The organism is Domibacillus sp. F004 (genome assembly GCF_057814295.1).
Map to the genome: position 1 here is coordinate 260,249 of NZ_JBVATB010000002.1, position 20,508 is coordinate 280,756.

The following is a 20,508-nucleotide window of genomic DNA, read 5'->3' on the forward strand; positions in this document are numbered from 1 at the left end:
GATGGAAGTACAAAAGATGTGACATCTGGAACGGATGGAACGAAGTATGTAAGTAGTTCAACAGGATTAGCCACAGTAGATGGGAATGGATTGATTTCCATCCCATCAACAGCGACAAGTGGAGCAGGTGTGAGAATTACAGTGACAAATGGTGGTTTGAGTAAGAGTGTACTCATTACAATTCTATAACAATTCAAAAAATACAAATGACCCAATAGTTCAGTTCTATATATAATAATTGGGTTCTGTTCGCTGTGACGACCCGAAAAATCTTGTTTCACAAAATGTTTGACAGAATGGCTGCTTGAAGTTTTTGTGTCTATTTATTGAAGGGCGTCTAGCTTGGTAATGAGCTAGAGTATAACTGGATGAATTGCTGGAACTTCCTAAAGCTTCATCAACCACAACGTAACTGGAAACGGTAGGCGTGAAGATGTGAAAATGATGAAGATGAAACAATAGATAATCAGCAGCCAAGCTCCTGTCCCGAAAGAGTGGAGAAGGTTCAACTTCATCTTTGGGCCATTGAAGCTTTCCGCTATCTAAACGCTTATAAAGCATGGCGAATCCATCTCCATCAAAATACAAACATTTATATCGATCTTTACTCCACCCTGAAAATAAGAAAATGGAATCGCCATATGGATCAAGTTCGAAAGAATCTTGAATCAGTGTTGCCAGCCCATCAATTCCTTTTCTCATATCTGTTTTACCGCAAATGATGTAAATATTTTTTACACTTGTATAGTCGTGTTTCATAGATTTTTTAACTCCCTCATGACCGTTTGGATAATGTGCTCATCTACGCCGTTGAAGAAGGAAAGTTCAGCGTTTGCCGTCTTAATCGTGCGAGTAGGATTTGAGGAAAGCACTGCTGGATTTGTGGAAGAAGTATATTCGTCTTCGGTATGTAATGTAACGGGGACAATGGTTAGTTTTTGTTGTGGCAAATGAAAGGCACCTCCTTAAATTACTACGTTTATCGTAGCAGGAGGTGCTGCTCTTTTATATGCGTTATTTGAATACGGGCTTACAGTATTTCGGGTTGTACGGATCTGATTTATATAGAGGGTATACAGAGAAGACGGATCGAAAAGTGAAGTTTTATAAAGGACTGACAGAGTATCGTTTTGTGGCGGTGTATCCGGTTTTGTTAAAGAGTGGTGGGTTTGGTGTTCTCATGACTTTACTGGAAGGCGCAGGGCTGGAAGTTACATAAATGATGAACTATTCGGTTTCTGACAGTTAGCATAAGTCAGAAACTATTTTTTTAGGATAAAGGAACATATGATCTTTTTTTATGTTATGATTACAGGGAAACTATCGGTTTAGTTTATTAAAAATCCGGCAGATAGAGGTGGTATCCAATTGTTAAGAGATGTATCTGACTGGACATTTGTGAGCTATGGAGAGCGAAGCACATTGAGTAAGGAAGAGTTGAGTTCACCTGATGGGGGAAAGTATTTAATAAAATATCCACGTGATTTTCAGAATCGAGTCAATTGGGAAGACGTGAATGAAATTGTGGCAGCGAAAGTGGCGGAGCTCCTATCCATAAAGACAATCAAGGCTGAGATTGCGTATCGGCATGGAGAAAGGGGTTGTCTTATGCAACATTTTGTTTATCAATTTGAAGCGGATTTTGGAGAGCCAGGAGCAACGTTTTTAGCATCCGAATTTGATTCAGATTATGATGGATTGCAGAATAGTGAGTTAAGCAGCAAGAAATTGTCATTCAAGTGTTTTCAATTAATAAAAAACTTTTCATATTTTCCTCTTGTTCAACAAGAATTTGTTACGATGCAACTTTTTGATACTTTAATTGGTAATCAAGATCGTCACCCTTTTAATTGGCAGATTCTTTTTAAGAATGGCTATCCTTTTTTCGGCCCCCTTTTTGATAATGGTGCCTCTTTAGGATGGCAGTTATCGGAGGAACAAATAAGCGATTTATGTTTGTTAGACGCAAAAATGAATAAATATTTTAAGAACACTAAATTGAAAGCCGGTATTCTCGAAGATACTCAGGCCCGCCTAAAAGTTCAAGACGTACTTAGTGTTTGCAAAAGATTATTTCCTATGGAGACTAAACATTCGACTTTTTTGCTTGAGGAGATGAATTTGGAAGAATATAATCAATTTATAGACGAATTGCCGCTTATTTCAGAAGTAAGAAAACAATTTTTGAAACGGTTTATTGAATTTCGTCGTGAAAAGGTATTGGCTTTCCTTGAGAAGGAGGAAAATAAACATGATTAAATCATTATTGGTTGTCTGGCAAAACAAGCAGACACTTTCTTATTATCATATTGGAACATTAACATTTGATGGCTCTATGTATACATTTCTTTATACGCATCACAAGGATGCACTGCGTAAAATTCAAGATGCTCTACGAAACGGGTATTATTTGCATCCTGCTTTTCCAGATATGAAGAAAACCTATACGTCAAAACGATTGTTTCCTACATTTGACCGACGCGTTCCGTCTGAAGATCGGGAAGATTACAAGAGAATTTTGTTAGATCTTGGATTGGACGATTCAGCTGATCGTATGGATTTATTGAAAGCGACTCGTGGGAAGTTGTCTGGCGATCAATATTCGTTTGAACAGCCGATTCGCCTGCTGGATAATCGAACGTTACGATCGGAGTTTTACATCAATGGTATGCGCCATCAGGATTTACCAGGGAAATGGCATCATATAATTAAAAAAGGTGAACGACTTCGTTTAGTTCCGGAACCGGAGAATGATCACGATACACAAGCTATTCGTATTGAAAGTGCTCATGGCCTTCATTTAGGGTATGTTCCGGCTTTTTATGTTGAAGCCATTCATTCATTGAGCGCTCATCATGCGGAGCCGGTATTAAAGGTAAAAGATATTCGTCCGTTGTCTTCGCCGCAGTGGTGGGTTCAAATTGACTTTTCGGGCGAGCTTGTGAACAATCACGAAGGGCTTTTGCAAAAAGTAGATCCAACCGGTATTATCATAGCGGCTTAAATAAGAAGATGAATTAAAATGAGAAGCGGAAACCGTTTAATAAAAGGCGTTTAAGTAAAGAAGTAACTATCCTGCATTCTTGGTCGGAAGGCAGAGGGGGTTACTTCTTTTTATTGAGGAGGTAAGACTGGAAGTTACACGAATGAAGAGCTACTGATCCGAGGAGTTTTTTGGTGAATAGTTATAAATTCGTATATAATATAAGAAAGTACTAGTTAGTATGCTAGAGTCTCAATTTCCGCTTTTATATGATCAAAAGCTTGTTAACTAGGAGGAGACAAGATGAATAAAGACACCCACGATCAGAAAAGATTCCTGGAAAAACAGCTTCAATGGAGCAAAGAACAAGCGCTTATTTTAGATGAAATTGATGTGCACCTTCATGAGATGAAAGAAATAGCGGAGTATGTGGTTAACCATGAGTTGACTCTAGATGAAGTGAAGAAGCTAAATGGTCAGTTAGATACATTGAAAGATGTGATCCATTCGCTGGAACAGCAGTTGCAGCCGGTTATCCATTAAAAATCGAAAGGTGGTATTATCCATGGACATTGCACTTATGTCAATGGCGTTAAGCCAGGGCAATATTCAGCAGCAAGCGTCTCTATCAGTTATGAAGAAAGCGATGGATCAAGCAGAAGGAAATGCGGCTTTTCTTAATAAGATGATGGGGGAGGCAAATGTGCAGGCACTGCAGCATGCGGCTCAACCGCACTTAGGCGGGAACATCGATCTAAAAGGATAACTGTTGCCTATACACGTGCTATTTTTTCTTTTTCGCCTTTCCGAAAAAACCAAGTGTTGCAGCAAGGGGAAACGACAAAAAGGCTGATAAGACAGCCTTTTTGTTGTTTTGATTATTCTTCTTCTTTGTAAAACCGTTCCCCGGTTTCTGGATGAAAATAGACGACGAGTTTTTTCTTTGTGGTCGGGTCAATGGAGACTTCTTTCGTTCTCACAAACCCGGGAGGAACGTTTTGTCCGTGTTTCTTTTTAAAGCGCCGGTCCCATATGAGCCAGGAGCCTATAATTAAGACAATGAGGATCAGCAATTGTGCACCGTAAAAGCCAATAATCCATTCCATTTGTTTATTCCTGTTCCGCGATGACAGCTGTTCCGTAGGCGACGATTTCGCTCATGCTTTGACCGATTTCACCGGAGTCAAATCGCATCATGACGATCGCATTGGCGCCCATGGCTTTCGCATTTTGCACCATCCGGTCCATCGCCTGCTTTCGTGCATCTTCCAGCATTTCTGTATATTGATTAATTTCTCCGCCGACAAGCCCTTTTAATGAAGCGACAATGTCTTTTCCAATGCCCCGCGCCCGCACGGTTAAACCGAAAACCGGTCCTTTTACTTCGGTGATTTTGTAGTTGGCAATGTTTTCTGTTGTGACAATGATCATATGAACGTGCACCCCATTTAAGAAATTTTTTTTGTCTCCTTATTTCTTATTCTCTATCATCTTGCCTATACCTGTTATTTGCCAGACATATGTAGCGGGAAAGTGCTTTCTATTCGGTTTTTTTATTATTTCTAGGTGGTTGTTTTCAATGAATTCTAAATTTATAGGCTAGATGATGGATATACTGCCATCGTTCGTCAAAATGTCCCACTTTCCGTTTTCTACAAAAGTAAGTATAATATGGATATGTAGTTGTATTTGACTGGAAAATACGTTCGCCAAAGGGACGTATAGAAGGAGGGTGCCGTGCCATTTCTTCAATTTAACCGTGACCGGTTGTTTTATAGACTAGATTCTTCTATAGAAAAAAAGAAGGAAACGATTGTGATGATCCATACGAATGTAACGGATCATACGTTATTTGATGCGGTTGTTCCTTTTCTGAAAGAGCGGTATAATGTGCTACGCTATGATTTACGAGGGTTTGGCCAGAGTGATGGCCGTAATAGGCTGTTCACGTACGAACATTATATAAACGATTTATTGTTTCTGATAAGAGAGCTCAATTTGACGAATGTGCATTTAGTAGGGTTTGGATTAGGCGCATTGATTGCGGCCCGTTTTACAGCGCTTTACAGTGAATGGGTGCAAAAAGTAGTGCTCATTGCGATGCCGTGTAATCCGCCGCATTTAATTGAAAAGGTGAGAATGCATCGAAGAGAAATAAGCCAATTCGGCACGGTTGTTCCGGTTGATTATATTATCGAGATGTCGACGGTTTTACCGAAAGAGGATGAACGTGTCGTAAAGCTGCGTGAGACGATAGCCAAGACACCTGTGTCTACTTATGCGTGGTTAATGGATTTGTCGGTTAGTGCGACGCCGCTTACGGATTTGCGCCAAATTCACAAGCCGGTGCTGACGTTATCGGGGGATAAAGATCTTGTTTTCCCGCCTCACTTTTTAGAAGCGAGCACGATGCATTTGCCTAACTTTCGGCATATGACGATTACCCATTCTTCCACGTTTACGGTGATCGATCAACCGGAAGTAACTGCCCAATTGATTCTTCATTTTTTACGAGAATCAGAAGTGGAGATAAAAGGAGCGGATGACTTTTTAACCTCCATGTATGAAGACATTCGGCTGTATACGAAACAAGTATATGACACGGGAATTGAACAAGTAGAGGAGTCTCATCATAATGAGATTCACATTGACTTTTTATCTTCTTTTCATGTGCAAATTAATGGGAAAGCGGTGATGAACGGCTGGAATAAGCGGTTTGCGAAACAGCTGTTTCTGTATTTGATTTTTCATCCATCCACGACGAGGGAAGCGATGTGTGACGCGATATGGCCGGATATACCGATTCAGCAGGCGCGAAAAAACTTGCGTGTCTATTTATCTTATTTAAAAGGTTTAATTCAAGTCGATGCCAATAAAGAGCCCATTTTATTAATGGACCGGGAGCATGTGTACGTCAAGGCGAACCTGTCAGGTGATGGGATGGAATTGAACGAAGCACTGCAGCGTGCTCATCATGAATCCGATCTGCTTAAGCGGTTTAAAGCATGCAAGAAAGTGCTGGATCTCGTGCAAAACGTCATGCCGATACGTCCGGTTCTGTATGATGACTGGTTTCTTGAAATTCATGATCGAATAGAGCAGCAAATTACAGACGTTATCATTTGGATGGCAGACTGGCTGTTTGAACAAGAAAAAGAGGCAGCGGTCCAACACATTCAAACGTATTTGCCGCTCGTTCAAGATGAGCTGGCTTTACAGGATAAATTAGAAGAGTTTCACATTCGGTCTGCCCATGAAAAGAGTATAAGAAAATAGGAGAGCTGTCCAAAAGAAGAAACCATTCTGGATAGCTCTTTTTTTGCATGAAAAAAGGTCTATGAAATAAAGAATATAAGGAATAGTTATGTTACTATTTTAGTTGTATTGTATCCAGGATAAGAAGGCGGTGGAAATATGGGAATTGGAAGAGTCGCAGGTAAAGGCATCGGGCTCGTAGGAGGAACGGTGCTTGGCGGTGCTGTGAAACTAGCAGGAAAAGCGGTGAAGCAAGACTGGCTGGAGGAAGCCGGAGACAATGTGAGGAATGCTTCGGTTTCAGCGCTTGAGACAGCGGGACAGTTCGTTGATGGAGGTGTTGGACTAACGACGGGTGCGATTCGAAAAGATGAGGGTCAAAAAGAACGGGCGATAAAAGATGTAAAAGAATCGGCGGGTCGTACGGTAAAAGGGATTGCGGGAACAGTGAAGTATTCGGCGGTCAATGCGGCCAATGTGGTGAAAGGTGCTGCAGCAGGCGATAAAGAGCAGGCCATCCTGGGCTTAAAGAATCTCGGAAAAGTGGTCGTGACGGCGACGGTCGCCATCGGTGTCATTGATCTTTTAGATGGAGCAGATATAGCAGAAGCAGAAACGATTGAAACACGGAACGATCATTTGATTGGGGCCGAGCATTCAGACACGGGTGTACCGTTCGTGGAAAAAACGGTTGAATTACCGAGTGGGGAAGTGCGTGAAGGTACATTTCCGGTCTTTTCTCCTGTATTTGAAGTGCAAATAGCAGAAGAATCCTATTTGCAAAGTGATGCGGCCCATTTTGGTGCTGCCAATGATACTTTATATGCAGAGATCGCTTCAAATCCGGTATTGGCCGTACAAATGGGCTTTAGTCCAGCTGACGTAAACATGCTTGCAGCAGGGGAAACGCCGGAAGGATATACATGGCATCATAATGAAGAACCGGGCGTGCTGCAGCTGGTAGAAGAAAACATTCACCATGAAACAGGACATACGGGCGGCCGTGAACTGTGGGGTGGCGGAGAAGAACACCGGTAAAGTGAAATGTTATGTAAGGGTATTTGAAAGAGAGAAAGAGAGGCAGTAAGAATGAAAAAATTTTTATTTATATTAATGACAGCAGGTCTTTTATTTGGTTTAGCGGCACCCGGGACAGAAGCAGCGGCGTATAAGGATGTCCCGCCTGGGCACTGGGCGGCGAAAGAAATTTCCTATTTAAGCGACCTTGGTATTTTAAAGGGCGGTTCAAACGGCAAGTTTAATAAAGATGCATCGGTCACGAAAGCACAGGCAGCGGCCATTTTAGTGCGGGCAAAAAAACTATCGTTAGCGAATGTCCCAAATCCAAAGTTTTCAGATGTACCGGTGACGCATCCGTTCTATAAAGAAATTGCGGCCGCTGTGAATGCGGGCTGGTTTTCAAAAGGAACATCGTTTCAGCCAGACAATCAGCTGAAGCGTGTGGAAATGGCGAAAATTACCCAGCTGGCTTTTGGCATTAAAGGATCGGTTCCCGTGGAGTGGGAAGACATGAGCCGTACGTATTCCGGTCATACATATATTACGCCGCTCGTTACCAACGGAATTACGTCGGGCTATACAGCGACGAAGTTTAATCCGATGGCGAAAGTGACGCGTGCCCAGTTTGCGGTCTTTACAGCGCGGGCGATGAATCCAGCATACCGGATGAAAGTGGTGACATATCCAAAAAAAGCGGCGGAAGCAACTTATTACCCGCAGTTTATTGACACAACGGGTGTAAATGATTTTACGTATTTGAATGCGTTTTATCGGGAAGAAGGACAGTCTTTCGTTGACTATAGAAAGGAAATAATGGAGCTGGCACGAGAAGATTATAGTCTTGGAGAGTACTATAGTTATGATGTTTCCTATAAAGTCACGCGTGCGGATGCCAATTTTATTAGTGTTGTCTTTGAAAGTTACGAATACACGGGTGGAGCGCACGGATACGAGCAGCTTTTTTCTTATAACTATGATGTGAAGAATGACACGCTTATGTCGCTTGATGACCTAGCTACAAAATACAATTATGAATGGTCAGTCATTAACCGAATTAATGCCCAGGCCTATGCTCTTCATCATCGCGGTTATATTTCGTGGGATGGACTTGAACGTTTAGATGAACATCAATATCAATTTTATATGACCGCAAATGGATTTACGATGTATTTTAATCCGTATGAATACGGCCCGTATGCGGACAGCATTCGAGAATTTACAATGCCTTATTCATTAATTCGTTAACAAAGTGCCGGAAGCGACATTGGCTTTAAACGCCCTGGTCAATAAAAGAAGTCATATTGGGTTCATTTTGCCGTATATAATCAAAGGATGTTTTGACTAACCGAAAAAGAGGTGTAAACGTTGAAAAAGGTTTCGTTTCTTTTCATGGTTCTTGTTCTTTTACTAGGGTTGACAGCACCGCCGCAAACGGAAGCAGCGACGTATAGGGATGTGCCGCCTGGGCACTGGGCGGCGAAAGAGATTTCCTATTTGAGTGATCTGGGCATATTAAAGGGCGGTTCAAACGGCAAGTTCAATAAAGATGCGCCCGTAACGAAGGCGCAGGCAGCAGCGATTTTAGCAAGGGCGAAGAAGTTATCTTTAGCGGGTGCCCCAAATCCCGGGTTTTCAGATGTGCCAGTGACGCATCCGTTTTATAAAGAAATTGCGGCCGCTGTAAATGCGGGCTGGTTTTCAAAAGGTGCTTCTTTTCAGCCAAACAATCAGCTGAAGCGTATTGAGATGGCGAAGATTACCCAGCTGGCATTTGGGGTGAGGGGATCGGTTCCTGTGGAGTGGGAAGATATGAGCCCCGCGTATCCTGGTTATCCGTATGTCACACCGCTTCTTGCGAATGGAATTACGTCCGGTTATACAGCGACGAAATTTAATCCGACGGCGAAAGTGACACGTGCCCAGTTTGCCGTCTTTATAGCGCGGGCGATGAATCCAACGTTTCGGATGAAAGTCGTAACATATCCAAAAAAAGCCGCGGCTGATCTATTCTATCCGCAGTTTGTGGACACAACACGTGCCCATGATTTTACGTATTTGAATGCGTTTTATCGGGAAGAAGGACAGTCTCTCGTCAATAAGCGAAATGAAATAATGGAACTGGCACGGGAAGATGATCAATATGGTGAATATTACAGCTATGGCGCCTCTTATAAAGTGACACGTGCTGATTTGCGTTTTATCAGTGTCGTGTTTGACAGCTATGAATACACAGGCGGAGCGCATGGCTATGGACAGCTGTTCTCCTATAATTATGATGTAAGCAGCAACCGCTTCATTTCACTTGATGATCTCGCTACAAAAGCGAATTACGAGCGGGCGGTTATCAATCGAATCAATGCGATGAATGCTGCCTACTATCCATACTTTGGCGGTCCGGAAAGCTTGGATGAACTGCAGCATCAATTTTATATGACGTCTGCCGGATTTGTGATGTATTTAAATCCGTATGAATATGCCCCATACGCAGCAGGTATTCGGGAGTACGAGATGCCGTATTCCATGATTCGTTAAATTCGTTAAATAGAAAAGAGCCCCGCTAGTTTTATGCCGGGGCTCTTTCCTATCGGGCTTTTTTATGCTCTGTTCTTTGCGCCCATTCCTTTAAATTGACTCATTAATTTTGTACGGGATTTTTCGTTTCTAAGCAGATAAGCGGCGCCTGCGCCCAGTGCCAGTGTAGTCATCATTGTCTTATTGTTTCTCATCGGTTGCACGCTCCTTTTCTAGTTTTGATTCCTTCTTACTGTACCCTTTTCGTTTGAAGAATAAACAAGGAAAGGATTATCAAAGGAAAGCAGTGCCTGTTGAAAAACACATATCATAAAATGAGCCGCCCTCTACTGTTTTAGAGGACGGCTCGTTTTTATTTATTAGATAAACAAGCTAAGGATCAAGACAACACCAAGACCGACAATCGAGTTCGTAAACAAGAGAAGGCCCCACGTTTTGAATGTTTCTTTAATGGATAAGTTAAAGTATTCTTTAAACAACCAGAAAGAGGCATCATTTACGTGCGTGATGGTGTTACTTCCGGCTGCTGTTGCTAATACCATTAAGACAGGGTTTACATCGAACGTGTCGATGAGGGGACCAACAATACCGGCTGCTGTAATGGCTGATACAACCCCTGTGCCTGTTGCGATACGGAGCATCGCTGTAATGACCCAGGCCATAATTAATGGCGAAACGCTTGTGCTTTGCATCAACGTTGCGATGGTGTCGCCAACACCAGAGTCTAAAATAATTTGTTTGAAAGCACCACCGGCACCAACGATAAAGACAATCATGGCAATACTTTCAATGGCTCCTGAGAACGAACCCATAATTTCCGGCATTGTCCGGCCTACGCGGAGACCAAATACGTAAATGGCGACTAATACAGCGATGATTAAACTAATTTCCGCACTTCCGAAAAAGTTGACGATTTGATGAACAGTTGAACCTTCTTCAATAAAGTAATTAATAATGGTTGCTGCTGTAATGATAAGGGCTGGAATTAATGGAACGAGCAAACTAGCCGCAAACCCAGGCATTTCTTCATCTGTAAATTCTTTTGATTTTTTCAATAGCGGTGGAACGGGACGATCCAGGTTGCGCAATAATCTTGGTAAAATAATACCGGCACAAATAACAGAAGGGATGACAACAACAAGACCTAAAATATACACCATACCCATGTCCGCACCGTACGCATCTACAAGGGCTACAGGACCTGGCTGCGGCGGGAAAATACTATGTGCCATCGTAGCGGAAGCCACCATTGTAATACCGAGACGCAAATATGGAATTTTGGCTTCAATCGCAATACTGATCACAAGTGGAGCTAAAATGATAAAGGCTACTTCATAAAAGACCGAAATACCGAAGATGGCACCGACAATTAAGATGGCCCATTCCACATTTTTTACACCAAATTTGGTTAAGAGTGTCGTGGCTACACGTTGAGCCGCACCCGAATCCACCATCAATTTACCAAGAACGGCACCGAACCCGATAATGATGGCTAAGCTTCCAAGAGTTCCCCCAAAGCCTGCTTTTAAAGAAGCAATGACATCAGGTAATGTCAGGCCATTTAAAATACCTACAAAAATGGCTGAGATTAAAAGGGCAAGAACACTGTTGAGCTTCACTTTCATATTTAAGAATAGAAGCAAAGCAACCCCAAGTGCTACCCAGATAATCGGTAAATAATTTGTTATTCCATCCATGCTTATTTCCTCCTCTAGTCTAGATAGAATAAAAGTAAATTAATAAAGCGCTTACTTCGTCCACCTAATGATGTATGCCCGTGACGTATTTTCTGCATATCTTTTATATAATTTACAGAAAAAGATTAAATAAACCAGCTTAATTGATTTGTTTGTTTACTAAATAAACGAAAACCAACAAAAAACATCTTAATCGATTTGACGGGTATAGTCAATCAAATAATATGAATTATAAGTATTAAGAAAAGAAAGAAAACAGTGCCAATTTTAAATTGTCGTTCCATCCTGATAATGGTAGTATAAAAGTATGGGTACGAAGGGGTGGGTTTATAAGATGAAAAAAACAAAAAGCATTGCAAGGAAGCTATCAGTCCTTATTATTGGTCTATTTTTACTACTGTTTGCGGTGTATGCCATTGTTACAAATGTCATGCTTTATAACAAAAGCATGAACGATGCAGAATCCTATGCAATTAAAAATACACAGCTGTCAGCCGCGAAAATTGGTGACCGTTTTGAAGAAACGGCAGAAATGCTGCGAACGATCAAAGTGATCACGGAATCGATGCAGGCAGATGGAAAGTTAACTGCTGCATCGGCACTCCATACGCTGCAGAAGACTTTTGAGGGAAATGAGCATTTATTCGGTTTAGGGATCGTGTTAGAAAGTGGAACCGTGCCGATTGAGCCAGGCATAGATACAGCGCTTATTGACCCGGAAAAGCGGTTTCTTCCTTATGTGTATAAAGGAGAAAGCGGGACAGAGGTTGAAGGGCTGACCGGTTACGGAAAAGAAGGGGACTGGAACCTGATTCCTAAAAATGAAAACCGGCCAGTATTAACGGAAGCATATGAGTATGAGCTAGATGGTAAAGTGATCAACATGTCGTCCATTGCTATGCCGTTAAATGCTTCAGATGGAACATTTTTAGGTGTTGTTGTCGCAGACTTTTCGATTGATTTTATGGATGAACTCGTGAAAAGCGGGGCGCCGGAAGACGGTTATGGCCGCATTATTACCGATCAAGGTGTCATTGTGGCGGACAGTATGGATAGGAATCAGGTAGGGACGAATATTGATGAAACAAGGGACTGGGGCAGCATTAAGCCGGTCATTGATGAAGGAAAAGAGTTGGCGCTTTATGCAGATTCACAGACTATGGGTGAAAGTTCGTATAATGTTTTTGCGCCGGTATGGGTAAACGGTATTGACGAGGAATGGGCTGTGCAGACGGCGGTCCCAAAATCAAGCATTCTGGCGGCGTTTAAACAGACGATTGTCGTGACGGTTATTGCGGCGATTGTGATGATTATAATGATGGCTTCAGCAACGCTCTGGTTTATTCATCGCCAGTTGAAGCCGCTTCAGTTTTTACGGTCATCTATTGAAACGGCCGCAACCGGTAACTTAACAGAAAAAGTAGATACTGGGCATCTGCAAAACGATGAAATTGGGGCAGTCGCCTATGCCTTTAATGATATGCTGGATAAAGTGAGTGGAGTCGTTCAAACGGTGCGTGATTCGACTTTGAATTTGAATCGGTCTTCGAAAGATGTCCAGCATGTTTTTGAAGAAATCGTTGCATCGAATGAGGAAGTAACAGCGGCGGTGGATGAGATTGCACAAGGGGCGTCGACTCAGTCAGAGGACACAGAAGACACAGGGAATCAAATGGCTGGTTTGTCGGACCGGATTGATTCGTTGTCCGTTTTATCGAGCGAGATGAATGAACTGTCGAAACAGGCAGGGGATTCCACGGCTCAAGGCTTGTCGCAAGTGGCACTGCTTCGTGAGCATAATGTGGCGGTGAATGCGATGAACGTGCGTGTGAAGGATCAAATGCAAGGCTTGTCTTCAAATATTAGTGAAATTGAGGCGGTCATTGAGTCTATTAACGGCATTACGGCACAAACGAATTTACTGGCACTGAATGCGTCGATTGAAGCGGCGCGCGCAGGTGAACATGGGCGAGGATTTGCGGTTGTGGCAGCAGAAGTTCGGAAGTTGGCCGAGCAGTCACGTAAAGAGACAGAGATGATTCAAAAGACGGTCCAAGATATTTTAGAAGCATCGAAGCAGACGTCTACGGTCATTGACGAAAATATGCTGCTAATGGACGGACAAAATGAGTCGGTGACTCATACAGAATCATCCTTTGCGAAGCAGGCTGAAATCGCGGAACGGATTGGCCATTCGGTCGATGAGCTGACAGTGAAGCTGGAGGAAATGGTTGGACAGAAAGAGCAGGCACTGCTGTCGATTCAAAATGTCTCGGCCATTTCTGAAGAGACAGCCGCTTCTGCCGAGCAGGTAAGTGCGTCAGCCGCTGCTCAGCAAGTGGAGTTGGAACGTGTCGCAAGAGCGACGGATGAAATGAATAAAATTGCTGGTGAGCTAAAAGAAGCGGTTGACCGGTTTAAAGTGTAAAACGAAAAAAAGGCTGTCCCTATTCATTTAATGGGGACAGCCTTCTTTTTGTTTTTAAAAAATGCTGTCGGATTGGTTGCCGTAAATTTGTTGAAGCAGTTTATGACACCATCCCGATCTTATGTAGTCAAATGATGTTCTGCTCGAATTTTCTCAAGCAGCGCCCGGCAGCCGTCTGAGACGAGTTCATATGTTTCGTGGAAATCGCCTGTGTAATACGGATCGGGTACATCTTTTTGATGATCCGTTAAATCAAGCATTCGAATAATTTTCGGATGATCCGGCTGGCCGGTCATGTCGTAAATGTTGCGAATATTGCTTTGATCCATGCCAACAATGTAATCGAACTTGTCGAAGTCTTCTTTTGTTAACTGTCGGCCGGCTAATCCTGCTGCAGACACATTGTACTCTTTTAAAATGGCAAGTGTTCCTTTATGCGGAGGCGAACCGATATGCCATGAACTTGTGGCGGCGGAATCAACGGTAATGGCATCATTTAAGTTCTCTTTTTCGAGTAAGTCGCGAAATAAAGCTTCTGCCATCGGGGAACGGCAAATGTTTCCAAGGCAGACGAAAAGTACGTGAATCACATTTTTCAGCTCCTTTTATTTCTAATTATACCATAATTGAACAGGATGCATCCATTCTCCTGTGTAACAAACCGTTTGAAGAAGTGAAAAGAAGGGAATGGCAGGGAAAAAACAGAATTTTCTTAAAAAGGGGAGGGGAAACCATTTTGTCACAACACATACGAGTCACGATGAATGGGGAAGAAGTGAGCCTGCAAAATGATCAAACCATTTTACAAGCCTTAACGGAGCATTCGTTTCCGATTCCAAGTGTTTGTTATCATCCGAGCCTTGGGCCTATTGAAACGTGTGATACGTGTATTGTACGAGTGAATGGTGAATTTGTCCGGTCTTGTTCCACGGTCCTTCAAGAAGGAGATGTGATTGATTCTCTTTCACCTGAAGTTAAAGAAGCACAACTCATCGGCATGGATCGAATTCTTCACAATCATGAGCTTTATTGTACCGTTTGTGACTATAACAATGGAACGTGTGAGATCCATAATACGGTAAAAGAAATGAAGGTCAACCATCAGAGCGTTCCATTTGCAAAGAAACCGTATGAGGTAGACAATTCAAATCCTTTTTACCGGTATGATCCAGATCAATGTATTTTATGCGGACGATGCGTAGAAGCTTGCCAGGATGTACAGGTGACAGAAACATTATCAATCGATTGGAGCTTAAAAAAACCGCGTGTTATTTGGGATAAAAACACAGCCATTAATGAATCGTCCTGCGTATCGTGCGGGCATTGCTCGACCGTCTGTCCTTGTAATGCGATGCTGGAAAAAGGAATGGAAGGAGAAGCGGGGTTTTTAACAGGTATAGCGAAAACAACGCTCCGTCCTATGATCGAGCTTACGAAAAATGTGGAAACGGGCTACGGCTCCATTTTAGCGATTTCGGATATGGAAGCAGCGATGCGGGAAGAAAATATTAAGAAAACAAAAACGGTTTGTACATACTGCGGTGTCGGCTGCAGCTTTGATGTATGGACGAAGGACCGGAAAATTTTAAAAGTGGAACCGCAAATCCAAGCGCCAGCAAATGGTATTTCAACATGTATAAAAGGAAAATTTGGCTGGGATTACGTGAACAGTGAGGAAAGATTGACGAAACCGCTTATTCGGGAAGGCGATGCGTTCCGTGAAGCAGAGTGGGAAGAAGCACTTGAGCTGATTGCAAGTAAATTCACAGAAGCAAAGAAAACATATGGACCGCACTCCATGGCCTTTATCAGCTCTTCAAAATGCACCAATGAAGAATCGTATTTAATGCAGAAACTGGCTCGCGGCGTGGTTGGCACGAATAATATTGACAACTGTTCACGGTATTGTCAGACGCCGGCAACGATGGGGCTTTTTAGAACGGTCGGCTATGGCGGCGATTCAGGTTCCATTACAGATATTGAGCAGTCAGAGCTCGTTTTGATTATTGGCTCGAATACGTCAGAATCCCATCCTGTCTTGGCGACGAGAGTAAAACGGTCCCATAAGCTGAAAGGACAGAAATTAATTGTCGCTGATTTACGCAAGCATGAAATGGCGGATCGCGCCGATCTCTTTATTCGGCCTAAACCAGGAACGGATTTGATTTGGCTGTCTGCTGTCACAAAATACATGGTCGATCAAGGATGGGAAGATAAACATTTTTTGAAAAACCGTGTGAATGGGCTGGATGAATATAAAAAAAGTTTAGCACCGTTTACGATGGAATATGCGGCTCGTATGACAGGTGTTCAAAAAGAAATCCTTATTCAAATGGCGGAACACATTCATCAGGCGAAAACGGTGTGCGTATTATGGGCGATGGGTGTTACGCAGCATATGGGTGGAAGTGATACGAGTACAGCGATCTCTAATTTACTCTTAATAACAGGAAACTATGGAAAACCAGGCGCAGGAAGCTACCCGCTCCGAGGTCATAATAATGTGCAGGGAGCCAGTGATTTCGGCAGCATGCCAGATCGTTTGCCAGGTTATGAAAAAGTAGCAGACGACTATGTGCGTTCAAAATATGAAAAAAGCTGGGGCGTTAAAATCCCGTCTGAACCTGGATTAAATAATCATGAAATGGTCACAGGCATTCATGAGGGGAAAGTGAAAATGATGTATTTAAAAGGGGAAGACATGGGTCTTGTTGATTCGAATATAAACTACGTCCATTCAGCATTTGAAAAACTGGATTTCTTCGTGGTGCAAGACATCTTTTTATCGAAAACGGCTGAATTTGCGGACGTTGTTTTACCAGCAAGCCCGAGTCTTGAAAAAGAAGGAACTTTTACGAATACAGAACGCCGGATTCAGCGTCTTTATCAGGCACTGGAGCCGCTTGGTGACTCAAAACCGGATTGGGAAATTATTATGAACATTGCAAACCGCCTTGGTGCAGACTGGCAATACGATCATCCAGGAGACATTATGGCAGAAGCGGCAAGTCTCTCTCCGCTTTATGCCGGTGTTTCGTACGAGCGTTTAGAAGGATATAAAAGTTTGCAGTGGCCTGTCACAAAAGAGGGTGTGGACTCACCGCTTCTTTTTATCGATGAGTTCCCATTCCCGGACGGAAAAGCGCAGTTATTTCCTGTTGAGTGGACAAAACCGCTTGAATTTGACGAAGAATATGATCTGCACGTGAACAATGGCCGGCTGCTTGAGCATTTTCATGAAGGCAACATGACTTATAAATCAAAAGGCATTACGTCTAAAACGCCAGAAGTGTTTCTTGAAGTGTCACCGGAGCTTGCAGATGAACGTGAACTTCAAGATGGGACACTCGTACGGCTTACGTCTCCTTATGGCAGTGTGAAAGTGAAGTGCCTCGTAACAGACAGGGTCAAAGGGAAAGAAGTGTATTTGCCGATGAATGATTCAGGTGAAGGAGCGATTAACTATTTAACGGGCAGTCACGCCGATAAAGATACAGATACACCTGCCTACAAAGAAATTAGGGCGACGATGGACATTTTAAAAGAAAAAGGAGAGAGCCCAGTGCCGCGCGTGAATTACAGGAATGGAAACCCGCAGCCGCAAATCGGCGTACAAGTGGAGAAAAAGTGGGCGCGTCCGGATTATATCTTCCCGGGTGATGTAGTGAAAAAAGGGGGAATGACGCGTGGCTAAGCCGATAACGACAATCCATCGTATCGAATTAACGGAAGAGGAAAAGCGGAAGCAGGACTTGCTGGAAATTGAGCAAATGCTTGCGGATAACAAAGAGGTTATCAAGGATTTATTGAGCATTCTCAATAAGATGAATGACCGCAAGATGTTAACGATGGTGAACAGTCTGTTCGGACAAGGTGACCGCGTACTCGATATTGTTGTAAAGGCGGCGGACAAGCCGGAAACCGCTAATACGATTAAAAATCTTCTTCTCCTGCTTGGCATGCTTGGAACGTTAAATGTTCAGCAGCTGGAGCCGGTTATTTTAAAAGTCAATAATGGAATTGCCCGTATGGCACAAGCCGATAAGGAAGAGGATGCAGGGTATGGAGCAATGATCGGCTCACTTGCAAACCCGGAAGTAAAAAGAGCGATTCGCTTGTTGCTGACGTTTTTAAAAGGAATGGGTGAAAACAAAAAAGAGTTTGAACGAACGACACAGATGCCGGAAGATCAGACAGGAATGATCATGCAGGCTGAAAAAATAGACATGCAACGAGACGCTAGTCATGCACAAAAACAGCCGGGAGTATCAAAAGGATGGGTGATGGCAGCAACCGGTGTATCATTGATCGGAATCGCCCTGGCGAAAAAATCCAAAAAACAATAACATTGCTTCACAACAGGGCTGCCTCCATCCGTTATTCGTTAACTTTTGGGTCAGTCCTTTCCTGCTTCGCTATGCTACAATGAAAGAAAACGAGTAAAGGAGTAGTTGAATGATTCAGCGTGCACGTGAATTTTTGCAGTCGCATTTCGGATATGATTCGTTCCGGAGTGGGCAGGAGCAGGCGATTGGCCAAGTATTGGACGGTGAAAATACGATTTGTGTCATGCCGACAGGCGGTGGGAAGTCGATTTGTTATCAAATTCCGGCACTTGTGCTGCCGGGAACCACTATTGTCGTATCGCCGCTTATTTCCTTAATGAAAGATCAGGTGGATACGCTCCTTGAAGCAGGCATTCCCGCTGCCTATATAAACAGTTCGCTTGGCAATGCAGCGTTTCGGGAAACGATGAATGCAGCGCGGAACGGGGAGTATAAGCTTCTCTATATTGCGCCGGAGCGGCTTGAATCGCAGTCATTTGTCGAACAGTTAAAACAGCTGCAAGTACCGCTCGTTGCCGTTGATGAAGCACACTGTATTTCACAGTGGGGACATGATTTTCGCCCGAGCTATCGCCATATTCAGCGGATGGCGGACATGCTGCCAGGTAACCCGGTTGTGCTGGCATTGACCGCGACCGCGACGCCAAACGTGCGTGAAGACATTTGCCGGCTTCTTTCGATAAAAGAAGAAAACACGGTCATTACGGGATTTGAACGGAAAAATCTATCATTTTCAGTGATCCAAGGCCAGGATCGAAATGGCTTTTTGAAAGAGTATTTGAAAAAAAATGAAAAAGAAGCAGGCATTATTTATGCGGCAACACGTAAAACGGTTGATCAGCTGTACGAACGATTGAAAAAAAACGGCATAGACGCAGCGCGTTATCATGCAGGAATGAGCGATGCCGCGCGCAATGCTGAACAGGAGCGGTTTTTGACCGATGAAGCAGCGGTCATGGTCGCAACAAACGCATTTGGAATGGGGATCGACAAGTCGAATATTCGTTATGTGATCCATTATCAGCTGCCGAAAAACATGGAAAGCTACTATCAGGAAGCAGGCCGTGCTGGACGTGACGGACTGGACAGTGAATGTGTTGTGCTCTATTCATCTCAGGATGTGCAGACACAGCGCTTTTTAATTGACCAAACGCTTGAACGGGAGCGCATTCCGCAAGAGCTTGATAAACTGCAGCTGATGGTCGACTACTGCCATACGGAAAAGTGTTTGCAACAGTTCATCGTCGCTTATTTCGGTGAAGAATACTTGGAACCGTGCGGACGGTGCGGCAACTGCACCGATTCACGTGAAAGCGTTGATGCGACGAAAGAAGCGCAGATGGTGCTGTCATGTGTGATACGGATGGGACAGCGCTTTGGTAAAGCGATGACGGCCCAAGTACTGACTGGATCGAAAAACAAAAAAATACAAGATTTTGGCTTTGATCAGCTGTCTACATACGGTATTTTGAAACATCAAAGTGTGAAAGAGGTGACGAATTTCATCGAGTTTCTCATTTCACAGGAGCTGATCGGCGTTGAGCAAAAACAGTATCCAACGATCTTCGTGACAGAAAACGGGAAAAATGTACTGATTGGAAAAGAAGCAGTGAAACGAAAAGAAGCCGTTCAAACGAAGAAAATCGCAAAAGATGACCCGCTCTTTGAAGAACTGCGCTCATTGCGAAAAGAACTGGCTGACGAAGCAGGTGTACCGCCGTTCGTTATTTTTTCGGATAAAACACTGCAAGATATGTGCACAAAAATGCCGCAAACAGAAGAAGAATTTCTCTCCGTCAGCGGCGTCGGTCAAAGTAAGCTTGAAAAGTACGGCGATTCATTTTTGCGTGCGATTCAACTATTTTCTGCCGATCACCCGGGGCGTGAAAGGGAGGTAAATGTAACGTATGCAGCGAAAGCCCCGAAGAAAAAAACAGTGAACGGTTCTCATCTGGAAACGTTTGATTTGCATCAAAACGGGTTAACAACGGCTAAAATTGCTGCGGAGCGGGAGCTGACTGTGAGTACGGTTGAAAATCATTTAATCCAGTGTATAAATGAAGGGCTTGCGGTTGATCTGAATTTAATGGTGCCTGAGCCACACCGGGAGTCTATCGAAAAAGCGATTGAAGAAGCGGGGGCAGAGCGGCTAAAGCCGATTAAAGAGCTTGTGTCCGATGAGATAACGTATGGGATGATTAGAGTGTTTTTAGAAATGAGAAAAATAGAATCTGGTCGTTAAATCGG

20 protein-coding genes and 1 pseudogene are annotated in these 20,508 nt (G+C 43.3%); 14 read left to right on the forward strand and 7 right to left on the reverse strand.

Annotated elements, in window-relative coordinates; translation table 11 throughout:
- Positions 1 to 189 (forward strand): hypothetical protein (locus ACZYRN_RS06790; protein WP_488910773.1); only part of this gene is annotated, 189 nt, incomplete at its 5' end.
- 36 nt (positions 190 to 225) lie between these two features.
- On the opposite strand, the gene tnpB is transcribed toward ACZYRN_RS06790, so the two are convergent.
- Together tnpB and ACZYRN_RS06800 are read right to left on the reverse strand one after the other, a co-directional pair.
- A complete protein-coding gene (gene tnpB / locus ACZYRN_RS06795) occupies positions 226 to 759 on the reverse strand; it encodes an IS66 family insertion sequence element accessory protein TnpB (protein ID WP_488910774.1) in 534 nt (177 codons plus the stop codon).
- Positions 756 to 950: a hypothetical protein gene (locus ACZYRN_RS06800; RefSeq protein ID WP_488910775.1), complete on the reverse strand. Its 195-nt coding sequence runs from the start codon at positions 948 to 950 to the stop codon at positions 756 to 758. The genes tnpB and ACZYRN_RS06800 overlap by 4 nt, the downstream gene beginning before the upstream one ends.
- A 59-nt stretch (positions 951 to 1,009) precedes the next feature.
- On the opposite strand from ACZYRN_RS06800, the gene ACZYRN_RS06805 reads away from it, so the two are divergent.
- The 5 genes from ACZYRN_RS06805 (at position 1,010) to ACZYRN_RS06825 (ending at position 3,749) form a co-directional block, all read left to right on the forward strand.
- A complete protein-coding gene (locus tag ACZYRN_RS06805; protein WP_488910776.1) occupies positions 1,010 to 1,219 on the forward strand; it encodes a hypothetical protein in 210 nt (69 codons plus the stop codon).
- Positions 1,220 to 1,368: 149 nt separating this feature from the next.
- Entirely contained in the window at positions 1,369 to 2,259 is an 891-nt protein-coding gene (locus ACZYRN_RS06810) for a HipA domain-containing protein (protein WP_488910777.1), read from the forward strand.
- Positions 2,252 to 3,004 (forward strand): HIRAN domain-containing protein, encoded by a 753-nt coding sequence (locus tag ACZYRN_RS06815; protein ID WP_488910778.1) that lies wholly within the window; start codon positions 2,252 to 2,254, stop codon positions 3,002 to 3,004. The genes ACZYRN_RS06810 and ACZYRN_RS06815 overlap by 8 nt, the downstream gene beginning before the upstream one ends.
- 282 nt (positions 3,005 to 3,286) lie before the next feature.
- Positions 3,287 to 3,526, forward strand: coding sequence for a hypothetical protein (locus tag ACZYRN_RS06820; RefSeq protein WP_488910779.1), 240 nt, complete (start codon positions 3,287 to 3,289; stop codon positions 3,524 to 3,526).
- Positions 3,527 to 3,548: 22 nt separating this feature from the next.
- Positions 3,549 to 3,749: a YjfB family protein gene (locus ACZYRN_RS06825; protein WP_488910780.1), complete on the forward strand. Its 201-nt coding sequence runs from the start codon at positions 3,549 to 3,551 to the stop codon at positions 3,747 to 3,749.
- A 112-nt stretch (positions 3,750 to 3,861) separates the two neighbouring features.
- On the opposite strand, the gene ACZYRN_RS06830 is transcribed toward ACZYRN_RS06825, so the two are convergent.
- Entirely contained in the window at positions 3,862 to 4,089 is a 228-nt protein-coding gene (locus ACZYRN_RS06830; RefSeq protein ID WP_488910781.1) for a hypothetical protein, read from the reverse strand.
- Positions 4,090 to 4,093: 4 nt separating this feature from the next.
- Positions 4,094 to 4,414, reverse strand: a complete 321-nt coding sequence (locus ACZYRN_RS06835) for a YbjQ family protein (RefSeq protein ID WP_488910782.1) — start codon at positions 4,412 to 4,414, stop codon at positions 4,094 to 4,096.
- Positions 4,415 to 4,720: 306 nt separating this feature from the next.
- On the opposite strand from ACZYRN_RS06835, the gene ACZYRN_RS06840 reads away from it, so the two are divergent.
- From ACZYRN_RS06840 to ACZYRN_RS06855, 4 genes are all read left to right on the forward strand, one after another.
- Entirely contained in the window at positions 4,721 to 6,259 is a 1,539-nt protein-coding gene (locus ACZYRN_RS06840; protein WP_488910783.1) for an alpha/beta fold hydrolase, read from the forward strand.
- A gap of 138 nt (positions 6,260 to 6,397) precedes the next feature.
- A complete protein-coding gene (locus ACZYRN_RS06845) occupies positions 6,398 to 7,276 on the forward strand; it encodes an HNH endonuclease (RefSeq protein WP_488910784.1) in 879 nt (292 codons plus the stop codon).
- Between the two features lie 51 nt (positions 7,277 to 7,327).
- Complete coding sequence (locus ACZYRN_RS06850) at positions 7,328 to 8,503, forward strand: S-layer homology domain-containing protein (protein WP_488910785.1); 1,176 nt, start codon at positions 7,328 to 7,330, stop codon at positions 8,501 to 8,503.
- A gap of 120 nt (positions 8,504 to 8,623) precedes the next feature.
- On the forward strand, positions 8,624 to 9,790 hold the full coding sequence (locus ACZYRN_RS06855; protein WP_488910786.1) for an S-layer homology domain-containing protein: 1,167 nt from the start codon (positions 8,624 to 8,626) through the stop codon (positions 9,788 to 9,790).
- A 62-nt stretch (positions 9,791 to 9,852) separates the two neighbouring features.
- Here the strand turns inward: ACZYRN_RS06855 and ACZYRN_RS06860 are convergent, their stop codons facing one another.
- The gene (locus ACZYRN_RS06860) at positions 9,853 to 9,984 is read right to left on the reverse strand and encodes a hypothetical protein (protein WP_488910787.1); all 132 of its coding nucleotides are present in this window, start codon (positions 9,982 to 9,984) and stop codon (positions 9,853 to 9,855) included.
- A gap of 165 nt (positions 9,985 to 10,149) precedes the next feature.
- Positions 10,150 to 11,487 (reverse strand): gluconate:H+ symporter, encoded by a 1,338-nt coding sequence (locus ACZYRN_RS06865; RefSeq protein ID WP_488910788.1) that lies wholly within the window; start codon positions 11,485 to 11,487, stop codon positions 10,150 to 10,152.
- 334 nt (positions 11,488 to 11,821) lie between these two features.
- On the opposite strand from ACZYRN_RS06865, the gene ACZYRN_RS06870 reads away from it, so the two are divergent.
- The gene (locus ACZYRN_RS06870) at positions 11,822 to 13,915 is read left to right on the forward strand and encodes a methyl-accepting chemotaxis protein (RefSeq protein WP_488910789.1); all 2,094 of its coding nucleotides are present in this window, start codon (positions 11,822 to 11,824) and stop codon (positions 13,913 to 13,915) included.
- A 119-nt stretch (positions 13,916 to 14,034) separates the two neighbouring features.
- Here ACZYRN_RS06870 and ACZYRN_RS06875 read toward each other — a convergent pair whose 3' ends face one another.
- Positions 14,035 to 14,505, reverse strand: a complete 471-nt coding sequence (locus tag ACZYRN_RS06875) for a low molecular weight protein-tyrosine-phosphatase (protein ID WP_488910790.1) — start codon at positions 14,503 to 14,505, stop codon at positions 14,035 to 14,037.
- Positions 14,506 to 14,651: 146 nt separating this feature from the next.
- Between ACZYRN_RS06875 and fdhF the strand changes: the two genes are divergently transcribed.
- The 3 genes and pseudogenes from fdhF to recQ all read left to right on the forward strand — a co-directional run bounded on the left by fdhF (position 14,652) and on the right by recQ (position 20,503).
- Positions 14,652 to 17,609 carry a formate dehydrogenase subunit alpha gene (gene fdhF / locus ACZYRN_RS06880; protein ID WP_488910791.1) on the forward strand — a complete coding sequence of 986 codons (2,958 nt, stop codon included), beginning with the start codon at positions 14,652 to 14,654 and terminating at the stop codon, positions 17,607 to 17,609.
- Positions 17,602 to 18,150 (forward strand): annotated as a pseudogene (locus tag ACZYRN_RS06885) (helical membrane plugin domain-containing protein); the annotation flags it as partial. The gene fdhF and the pseudogene ACZYRN_RS06885, both read left to right, overlap by 8 nt.
- A 220-nt stretch (positions 18,151 to 18,370) precedes the next feature.
- On the forward strand, positions 18,371 to 20,503 hold the full coding sequence (recQ, locus tag ACZYRN_RS06890) for a DNA helicase RecQ (protein ID WP_488910792.1): 2,133 nt from the start codon (positions 18,371 to 18,373) through the stop codon (positions 20,501 to 20,503).
- Positions 20,504 to 20,508 lie beyond the last annotated feature (5 nt).

What these genes read in the sequence shown, in the direction of transcription:
- tnpB (WP_488910774.1), bottom strand. Translation starts at nt 759, where the DNA reads ATGAAACACGACTATACAAGTGTAAAAAATATTTACATCATTTGCGGT.
- ACZYRN_RS06805 (WP_488910776.1), top strand. Translation starts at nt 1,010, where the DNA reads ATGCGTTATTTGAATACGGGCTTACAGTATTTCGGGTTGTACGGATCT.
- ACZYRN_RS06815 (WP_488910778.1), top strand. Translation starts at nt 2,252, where the DNA reads ATGATTAAATCATTATTGGTTGTCTGGCAAAACAAGCAGACACTTTCT.
- ACZYRN_RS06820 (WP_488910779.1), top strand. Translation starts at nt 3,287, where the DNA reads ATGAATAAAGACACCCACGATCAGAAAAGATTCCTGGAAAAACAGCTT.
- ACZYRN_RS06825 (WP_488910780.1), top strand. Translation starts at nt 3,549, where the DNA reads ATGGACATTGCACTTATGTCAATGGCGTTAAGCCAGGGCAATATTCAG.
- ACZYRN_RS06830 (WP_488910781.1), bottom strand. Translation starts at nt 4,089, where the DNA reads ATGGAATGGATTATTGGCTTTTACGGTGCACAATTGCTGATCCTCATT.
- ACZYRN_RS06835 (WP_488910782.1), bottom strand. Translation starts at nt 4,414, where the DNA reads ATGATCATTGTCACAACAGAAAACATTGCCAACTACAAAATCACCGAA.
- ACZYRN_RS06845 (WP_488910784.1), top strand. Translation starts at nt 6,398, where the DNA reads ATGGGAATTGGAAGAGTCGCAGGTAAAGGCATCGGGCTCGTAGGAGGA.
- ACZYRN_RS06850 (WP_488910785.1), top strand. Translation starts at nt 7,328, where the DNA reads ATGAAAAAATTTTTATTTATATTAATGACAGCAGGTCTTTTATTTGGT.
- ACZYRN_RS06860 (WP_488910787.1), bottom strand. Translation starts at nt 9,984, where the DNA reads ATGAGAAACAATAAGACAATGATGACTACACTGGCACTGGGCGCAGGC.
- ACZYRN_RS06865 (WP_488910788.1), bottom strand. Translation starts at nt 11,487, where the DNA reads ATGGATGGAATAACAAATTATTTACCGATTATCTGGGTAGCACTTGGG.
- ACZYRN_RS06870 (WP_488910789.1), top strand. Translation starts at nt 11,822, where the DNA reads ATGAAAAAAACAAAAAGCATTGCAAGGAAGCTATCAGTCCTTATTATT.
- recQ (WP_488910792.1), top strand. Translation starts at nt 18,371, where the DNA reads ATGATTCAGCGTGCACGTGAATTTTTGCAGTCGCATTTCGGATATGAT.